This window comes from Xanthomonas axonopodis, assembly GCF_001304695.1.
Taxonomy (GTDB): Bacteria; Pseudomonadota; Gammaproteobacteria; order Xanthomonadales; family Xanthomonadaceae; genus Xanthomonas; species Xanthomonas axonopodis.
This window is the reverse complement of the sequence record NZ_JFAQ01000243.1, coordinates 1-8,460: the sequence shown is the minus strand read 5'-3', so window position 1 is coordinate 8,460 and position 8,460 is coordinate 1. Positions and strand designations below refer to the sequence as shown.

Genomic DNA, 8,460 nt, shown 5'->3' with positions numbered 1-8,460 from the left:
GCGTGGTGGGCATGGGGGGGGGGGGGGGTGGTGAGGGGAGAGCGGTAAACGACGACGCCGGTCGCGGGACCGGCGTCGTGAAGCGGTGTGGCGACGGCAGGGATCAGCTCACGAACCTACGGGCGCTCCTGCAGGCTGCTGCGCCGCTGCCGCGTCGTCGGCACGATCATGCAGGCCTTGCAGGTAGCTGGCCAGCGCCTGGATCTCCTGTTCGGTCAGCGGATGCGCCACCTGCGCCATGATATTGAACAGCGCCGGATTGCGCTCCTGGGTGGTGCCGGCCTGGTATTCCTTCAGGCGCCGCGCCACGTACTCGGCGTGCTGTCCGCCCAGGCGCGGATAGGCCGGGCCCGGATTGCCGCCACCGGCCGCCCCATGGCAGGCCATGCAGGCCGGTATGCCGCGGGCGATGTCACCGCCGCGGTAGAGCTTCTCGCCGACTTCGTAGAACTTCATGCCCTGGTAGGGACCCTTGTCGATCACCGTGTCGTCGGCGACACCGGCAGAGGCCTTCTGGGTGGCGAAATAGGCACCCAGATCGCGCATGTCCTGCGCGGTGAGATCCTTGACGAAGGGCACCATCACCGCCGACATCCCGGTATTGCGCTCGCCGCTGGCAATCAAGGCCACCTGATGCGCCACGTAGCGCTCGGTTTGCCCGGCGATGCGCGGGTACATCGCCACTGCCGGATTGCCGTCCGCCCCATGGCAGGCTGCGCAGGTAGCAGCCTTGGTCTGGCCGGCCTTGGCATCTCCCCAGTTGGTCTTGGCCAGGTCCACCTCCAGCGGCGCAACGCGTACCGGCGGAGGATCGGGGATTGGCGTGACTGCCGATTGCGCAAACGCCACGGCCGCAATGACCGGTACGGCGAGTGCGGCGAGGACTAGCACACGAGCATGGCGCATCAGCTAAAGCTCCGTATGGACCCGGCCCGCGCGCGTTGGGTACTGGCAGTGGCAGGCGTGCTTCGATTATCGACACGCCTTTGCGCTAGGGTCAACGAACAGTGCAGCAAAACTGCCAGGCCCGAACGTGCGATCCTAAGGGGATGTCGCTCCTCATCGAACAAGCCCGCTACCACCTGTCCGCCCACAACGCCCGGCAATTGCCTGACGATGGCGGCTACGAGGTGGCCTTTGCCGGCCGCTCCAACGCCGGAAAATCCAGCGCGCTTAATGCGCTGACACGCCAGAACGCGCTGGCGCGCGTGTCCAAGACCCCCGGCCGCACCCAGCAGCTGGTGTTCTTCCAGATCCAGCCCGAGCGCTACCTGGTGGACCTGCCCGGATACGGCTACGCCAAGGTGCCGCAGGACCTGCAGGCGCATTGGCAGGCCTTCATCGACCGCTATTTCCGCACCCGCGAAGCCTTGCGCGGGCTGGTGGTGGTGATGGATATCCGCCATCCGCTGAAGGACTACGACCTGCAGATGCTCGGTTATACGGCCGAACGCGGCCTGCCCGCGCACGGATTGCTGACCAAGGCCGACAAGCTCGGCCGTGGCCAGCAGATGCAGACCTTGCAGAAGGTCAAGAAAGAAGTGACCTCGCGCTTCGGCGACAGCGTGACCGTGCAGACCTACTCGGGCGAGTCACGCCAAGGTGTGGACGAATTGCGCGGGATTGTCGGTGGTTGGCTGGGTTTGACAGCCGAGCCCTGAGCGGGCGCGGCCACGTTGCCCTGATCGCCCAGACCCGGGGCGCCGCCGCATGGCAGTAACCCATGAGATTTGCGCGACGGTCACGTCTGCTTAAACATGGACGTTGAATAGCTGTCCGATCACAGCGCTGGTGGCCATTGCCGCTGCGCCCCAGAACATCACCCGGATTGCGCCGCGCAGGCCAGATGCGCCGCCAGTCCGCGCCGCCACGGCGCCGGTCAAGGCCAAACCGAGCAACGCGGTCAGGCTGGTCACCGGTACCGTTCGAGCGGCCGGCGCCAGCAGCGCGGCCAGAAGCGGAAGTGCCGCGCCGCAGCAGAATGCCGCTGCCGACGCCAGCGCGGCCTGCAGCGGTCGCGCGCGCAGGCTCTCGGTGATGCCGAGTTCGTCGCGTGCATGTGCTCCAGTGCATCTTGGGCGGTCAATTGTTCGGCGACCTGGCGTGCCAGCCCAGCATCCAGCCCGCGCTGGCAGTAAATCGCAGCGAGCTCTTCCAATTCGCTTTGCGGGTGATCGTGTAGTTCGCGCCGTTCCAGCGCCAGGTCGGCACGCTCGGTGTCCGCCTGCGATTGCACCGAAACATATTCGCCGGCAGCCATCGACATCGTGCCGGCGACCAAGCCGGCGATGCCGGTCGCAGGCACGTCCGCTGCGGCCGCACCACTGCTGGCCACGCCGACCAGCAAGCCGCCCACCGAGAGAATGCCGTCGTTGGCGCCGAGCACGGCGGCACGCAGCCAGCCGGAGTTGTCGCTGCGATGGCGTTCGCTGTGGATAGGTCGCATTGTGCGTGCTCCATGTGGACACGGCGCCAGCTTAACCGGGCGAGGCGGAGCAAGCGTGGTTGCGTCTTGTTCTTGCCGGCGTCCGCGTGGCGAGGTGTGGAATGCTGCACCACCACCGATGGCGATATGGGCGGTACGTCGCTCAGGCTATAGTGCCGGCCTTGCGACGGCGCCACGCCGTCCCCAGATCATTCCCCCCTTTTGCGCGAGCATCACACCTTGTCGAGTCCTAGCCACGTTGCCGAAACGCCGATCACCGAACGCGCGGAGCTGGTCCAGGTGCTGGCTTCCGGCGAGAAGCCGAGTGCGGACTGGCGGATCGGCACCGAGCACGAGAAGTTCGGCTTCCAGTTGGACGACCTGCGTGCGCCCACTTTTGAAGGTGCACGCGGCATCGAAGCTTTGCTGACCGGACTGACCCGTTTCGGCTGGGCGCCGGTGCAGGAAAACGGCCGCACCATCGCGCTGCTGCGCGAGGGCGCATCGGTCACGCTGGAGCCGGCCGGACAGCTGGAGCTCTCCGGCGCGGCGGTGGAAACCCTGCACCACACCTGCGTGGAAACCGGCACCCATCTTGATGAAGTCGCCCAGGTCGCCGGCGAGTTGCAACTGGGCTTTCTGGGCATGGGCTTCCAGCCCAAGTGGCGTCGCGACCAGATGCCGTGGATGCCCAAGGGCCGCTACCAGATCATGAAGAACTACATGCCCAAGGTCGGCTCGCTCGGCCTGGACATGATGACGCGCACCTGCACGGTGCAGGTCAACCTGGATTACGCCACCGAAGCGGATATGGTGAAGAAGTTCCGCGTGTCGCTGGCGTTGCAGCCGATCGCCACCGCGTTGTTCGCCGATTCGCCGTTCACCGAAGGCAAGCCGAACGGCTACCTGAGCTACCGCTCGCACATCTGGACCGACACCGACGCCGATCGCACCGGCATGCTGGATTTCGTGTTCGAAGACGGCTTCGGCTACGACCGCTACGTCGATTACCTGCTCGATGTGCCGATGTATTTTTCCTACCGCGATGGCGTGTATCACGACGCCAGCGGGCAGAGCTTCCGCGCTTTCATGCAGGGCAAGCTGCCGGCGCTGCCGGGCGCGTTGCCGACATTGCGCGATTGGTCCGACCACATGACCACCGCGTTCCCGGAAGTGCGGTTGAAGAAGTATCTGGAAATGCGCGGTGCCGATGCCGGCCCGTGGGATCGGTTGTGCGCGTTGTCGGCGTTCTGGGTCGGCCTGCTGTACGACCAGACCGCGCTGGATGCGGCCTGGGACCTGGTCAAGGATTTCAGCCCGAGCGAGCGGCATGCGCTGCGCGACGGCGTGCCCAAGTACGCGTTGGGCGTGCCGTTCCGCAACGGCACCGCGCGCGATCTGGCAGTGGAGGCGGTCAACATTGCGCGCGAAGGCCTGCGTCGCCGCGCACGCCTGAATCGCGACGGGCAGGACGAAACCGGCTTTCTGGATGTCATCGCCGAGATCGCCGAAAGCGGCGTCACCGCGGCCGAACGTAAGCTTGCGCTGTATCACGGCGCTTGGAACGGCGATATCGACCGCGTGTTCCGCGAGTTCGCTTACTGAGGGCGCGTTGGCCGTCGTCAGCGCATGCTGGCGCTGGCAGTTGGCCGTTGTCAGTGATTGCTGGCGGTGCCGTTGCCGGTGTCGTCGCGTCAGCCGATTTAGCCAGACGCGCAAGGCCATTGGCCGGAACGGCTGTGGTGGGCTCGGATCAGCACGGCTGCTGCTCGCGCGGCCCGGCAGGCCGCACGCGATCGCACGTCAGCGCCGTTCGGGCATGCAGGGAAGTCGTACGGTCACCCGCAATCCGCCACGCGGTCGATTGTCCAGACGCAGGTCGCCGCCGTGCGCCAGCACGATGCTGTGCGCCACCGACAAACCCAGCCCGATGCCGCCGGTGTCGCGATTGCGCGAAGACTCGCCACGCACGAACGGCAGCAACAACTGTTCGCGCTGGGTGGGATCGATGCCGGGGCCGTCGTCGTCGATCCACAACACGCCGTCTTCGCCGTCGCGCTGCAACTGCAGGCGCGCGCGCTTGCCGTATTTCAACGCGTTTTCGAGCAGATTCATCACGGCACGGCGCAATGCCAGCGGGTCGCCGTCCAGGGTGATTTCCGGTCCGGGCAGCAGCTCGGCATCGGCGCCGATATCGGCGGCGTTGTCGACCACGCTCTCCACCAGCAAGCGCAGATCCAGCGGCGCGCGTTCGCCGCGATGACGATCGTTCTGGATGAAGTCCAGCGCTGCGGAAATCATCGCCTTCATTTCGTTGATATCGGCCAGCGCCTTGTCGCGCAGCGGTGGCTGCAGGCCATCCAGACGAAACGACAGCCGTGCCAGCGGCGTGCGCAGGTCGTGGGCGATCGCTGCGACCATGTGCGTGCGTTCGTTGATCAGACGGTTCAGGCGCGCCTGCATCGCGTTGAACGAATCTGCTGCGCGCACGATTTCCGGCGGACCGCTGCGTTGCAGGGCGGCGGCATCGGGATGACGGCCCAGGCGGTCGGCAGCCTCGGCAAAGCGCTTGATCGGTGCCGACAGCGCGCGCGAAAACCACCATGCCAGCGGCACGTTGGCCAGCAGGCCGGCCAGGAACAGCAGCACGACATGGGTCTTGAACTCGCCCGAGAGGCGTCGACGCGGCGATTCCACCGTACGCCAACGGCCATCGGGTTGTTGCAGGGCGGCGGTGAAGCCGTCCAGCAGCGGTACGCCGGGGGTCAGGCGCTCGCTTTCCCAGGCGCCGGGTAACTCGTCCGGGGGTAGCCCGTTGCCGTGCCGCGCAGCGGGGTGGCCGTCGCGCGGCCAGTCGTCCGGAAACGGCGGCAGAGGTTGCGCGCCATTGCGTTCGTGCGCCCCAGCACCGCCGTCACCGCCGTCGCCCGCGTGGTCCCGGTTGGACCACCGCTGCGGCGGCAGCATGCCCGGGCGCGGGCCTTCACGATCATTGGCGTTGCGATAGAACCGCACCTGGCGTTCGGGCACGTCCAGCCAGTGCGCAAGCAGCATTTCGGCGAAGGGCGCGCGCACCTGGCCTGTCGGCGGCACCGGGGCTTGCGCCGATTCATGCACTTTCAGGGTCTGGGTACCGGCCGGCATGCGGGTGGAGAGCAGCGCCACCACTTCCGGCGGATGGACCGGAGGCTCGTAGACGGGGGTACGCATCACCAGCAGGGCGATGCCCACCGCCTGGGCGGTGAGCAATGCCACCGCCAACAACACAAAGGTCCGCGCAAAGATCGACAGCCCGCGCCGTGCCGGTTTGCTCACAGGCGCGAGACGCTCGGCAGCAGCATGTAGCCCTCGTTGCGTACGGTGCGAATCAACTCGGTATGGACGCGCTCATTGATTTTGCGGCGCAGGCGGCTGATCTGGCTGTCAATGGCGCGGTCGTAGACGTCGGTGTCGCGGCCGCGGGCGTAGTCCAGCAGCTGATCGCGGCTGAGCACGCGCTGCGGGTATTCGACAAAGGTGCGCAGCAGCGCGAACTCGCCGTCGGACAGATTGATGAAGATGCCGGTGGGGTCGCGCAGGTCGCGGCGCACCACGTCCAGCCGCCAGCCGGCGAATTCGTAGACGTTTCCGCGCTGGTCGGCCTGTTCGTTGCTGGCCTGGCTGCGCCGCAGCAGGGCGCGCGCACGGGCCAGCAATTCGCGCGGATTGCAGGGCTTGGCAAGGTAATCGTCGGCGCCGACTTCCAGCCCGATGATGCGGTCGGTGTCGTTACCCAGCGCGCTGAGCATGATGACCGCAGGTGAACCGCGCTCGCTGGCCAGGGCGCGCGCTGCACTCAGCCCATCTTCTCCCGGCATCATCACGTCGAGTACGATGAGGTCCGGGCGGCGCTGCGCCATGACAGAGCGCATATCCGCTACGTTTTCGGCCATGTCCACCTGGTAGCCGTGAGCGCTCAGAAATTCGCCGATCAGCTTGCGCAGGTCCGGGTCGTCGTCAACCACGAGAACGCAGGGTTGTTGCAGGTCCATAGGGATCATCGTCTGTGACGCGGAGCTAGGCCCGCGCGAGGTGGTGGCTGCCGGATACATGGTGCTCGCAATTGCAGGGCTGGAGCGCGCATCATCATGATCGAATTTGTCAACCATTGGCACACGTGTAACGCACCATGACAGACCAGGACATCGCGCAGGAAGCCACGGCATCGACACTGTGCAGTTGTACTGGCGCGTGCGTGCATGACAAGGCATTTCCAATGATGCGGGTGATCAGTCGCGACAACGGCGTGGGGCTGACCCGCGACATGGTGCTGATGGCCGACACGCTGCGCGCCGGCGGCGTGCCGGTGCAGGAAGTGGGATTCACCAGTCAGCGCCTGTACGACACTGCGCGCGAGGCACGCCTGTGGGCCAACCGCACGCTGTTCGGGCGGGTGCCGCTGCAGATCTTTTCCGAGCGCGTGTACAAGCGCTGCCTTCCGCTGGGGCAGATCAACCTGCTGGTGCCCAACCCGGAGTGGCTGCTGCCCAAGTGGCTGCCATTGCTGCCGCGCTTCGATGCGGTGCTGTGCAAGACCCACCATGCCGAGCGGATCTTCCGCAGCCTTGGGTGCGCCACACGCTTCATTGGCTTCGCCAGCCCGGATCGGTACGACCCACGCGTGTTTCGTCAGCGTGCTTTCTTCCATCTGGCCGGGCGCAGCACCGCCAAGGGCACGCGCGTGTTGCTGGGCACCTGGCAGCAGCATCCGGAGTGGCCGCTGCTGACGGTGGTGCAGAACCCGCGCACCGCCGGCAAGCCGGTCGTGGCCGCGAACATCGACCACCGCGTGGGGTATCTGGACGATGCCGAACTGCGCCGCATGCAGAACGCGCATCTGTTCCATATATGCCCCTCCGAGGCCGAAGGGTTCGGGCATTACCTGATGGAAGCGCTGAGCGTGGGCGCAGTGACGCTGGCGACCGACGGCGAGCCGATGAACGAATTGATCAGGCCCGAGCACGGGGTGCTGATTCCGGTGGCCGAGGTGCGTCAGCGACGTCTGGCATCGTATTACTACGTGGACGCGGCGGGCATTGCGCAGGCAGTGGAAACCGCCCTGGCATTGCCGCAAGCGCAATTGGACCAGTTATCGTCCAACGCGCGTGCGTTCTACCAGGCCAACAATGCGGCATTTGCCGCGCGCTTTCGCGCTGCGGTGCTGGCCTCGCTACCGGAGCATGCGGTGAATGCTGCGGTCGCCGCGGTGCCGGCTGCTGCCGAAAACTGACAGCGACAGCGTCCGCATCGCCCCTGTCTGACCAGCTGCATCTTCCAACGCGCAAGCCGAAGCAGGTGTTGCACGCACGTTGCATCTGCGCCGCGGATGCCGGCGAGCGCCAATCCACGTCGGCGCGCGGCGCGCGGTGGCAAATGCGCAGCACAGTGGGCTGCAACCCTTCCTGGACCAGCGTGGCCCAGCCGCGTCTGCCGTCTGCATGCCGTGCGCAGATGTGCCATCCAGCCAGGGAGAGCATGATGGTCCATGCACCACCACGCGTTGTCGTTACCACTGCAATGCTCGCAGCGCTCAACCTGGCAGGTTGTGCGAGCTTCTGCGGTGCCGCGCCTCATGCGCCTTCGCCCTACGCGCATCGTGAGCCACCACCGCCACCACCGGCTGCAAGACCCAGTGATGCGATACCGGCGTGTCCGCCGGAACACGATGTGGTCCCAATGCCGCCGCCGGCCGACGTCGCGCACCGCGCTGCGCCGGATCGGCAAGATCGGGGAAGCGTCGACGGCTGCCCGCTACACAGGGGCGTAGCACCGCCACCGCCGCCGCCCTTCGATGGCGACGCATTCGACGCACCGGATGCAGCAGACGAACCGCCTGGCTCGCCGCCCGACGATTCTGAATTCGATGCAGCACTGCAGGCATGCGCTACCGCCGAAGGCATCGCAGCGCCGTTGCCGCGGGCGCCTTCGCCGGACCTGCCGCCCGACCTGCTGGCGGAATGCCTGGATGCCGCAGGATTTGCGCCACCGCCACCGCC

Annotated in this window: 6 protein-coding genes and 2 pseudogenes; 4 read left to right on the top strand and 4 right to left on the bottom strand. The window is 66.5% G+C overall.

Translation table 11 applies throughout. From position 1 onward, the window contains the following. Positions 1-108: 108 nt before the first annotated feature. Positions 109-906 (bottom strand): c-type cytochrome, encoded by a 798-nt coding sequence (locus XAXN_RS18600; protein WP_054320630.1) that lies wholly within the window; start codon positions 904-906, stop codon positions 109-111. A gap of 143 nt (positions 907-1,049) precedes the next feature. Between XAXN_RS18600 and yihA the strand changes: the two genes are divergently transcribed. After that, entirely contained in the window at positions 1,050-1,661 is a 612-nt protein-coding gene (gene yihA, locus XAXN_RS18595; protein WP_054320629.1) for a ribosome biogenesis GTP-binding protein YihA/YsxC, read from the top strand. Between the two features lie 90 nt (positions 1,662-1,751). Here yihA and XAXN_RS18590 read toward each other — a convergent pair. After that, positions 1,752-2,446: pseudogene (locus XAXN_RS18590) on the bottom strand (VIT1/CCC1 transporter family protein). Between the two features lie 201 nt (positions 2,447-2,647). On the opposite strand from XAXN_RS18590, the gene XAXN_RS18585 reads away from it, so the two are divergent. Then, the gene (locus XAXN_RS18585; protein ID WP_054320628.1) at positions 2,648-4,030 is read left to right on the top strand and encodes a glutamate--cysteine ligase; all 1,383 of its coding nucleotides are present in this window, start codon (positions 2,648-2,650) and stop codon (positions 4,028-4,030) included. Between the two features lie 198 nt (positions 4,031-4,228). Here XAXN_RS18585 and XAXN_RS18580 read toward each other — a convergent pair whose 3' ends face one another. Both XAXN_RS18580 and XAXN_RS18575 read right to left on the bottom strand, forming a co-directional pair. Continuing rightward, positions 4,229-5,740 (bottom strand): ATP-binding protein, encoded by a 1,512-nt coding sequence (locus XAXN_RS18580; RefSeq protein ID WP_054320627.1) that lies wholly within the window; start codon positions 5,738-5,740, stop codon positions 4,229-4,231. Further along, positions 5,737-6,456: a response regulator gene (locus XAXN_RS18575; RefSeq protein ID WP_134980486.1), complete on the bottom strand. Its 720-nt coding sequence runs from the start codon at positions 6,454-6,456 to the stop codon at positions 5,737-5,739. Before XAXN_RS18575 ends, XAXN_RS18580 begins: the two co-directional genes overlap by 4 nt. Before the next feature lie 137 nt (positions 6,457-6,593). Between XAXN_RS18575 and XAXN_RS18570 the strand changes: the two genes are divergently transcribed. Both XAXN_RS18570 and XAXN_RS18565 read left to right on the top strand, forming a co-directional pair. Beyond that, positions 6,594-7,694: a glycosyltransferase gene (locus XAXN_RS18570; RefSeq protein ID WP_054320626.1), complete on the top strand. Its 1,101-nt coding sequence runs from the start codon at positions 6,594-6,596 to the stop codon at positions 7,692-7,694. A gap of 446 nt (positions 7,695-8,140) precedes the next feature. Beyond that, a pseudogene (locus XAXN_RS18565) lies at positions 8,141-8,460 on the top strand (hypothetical protein); the annotation flags it as partial.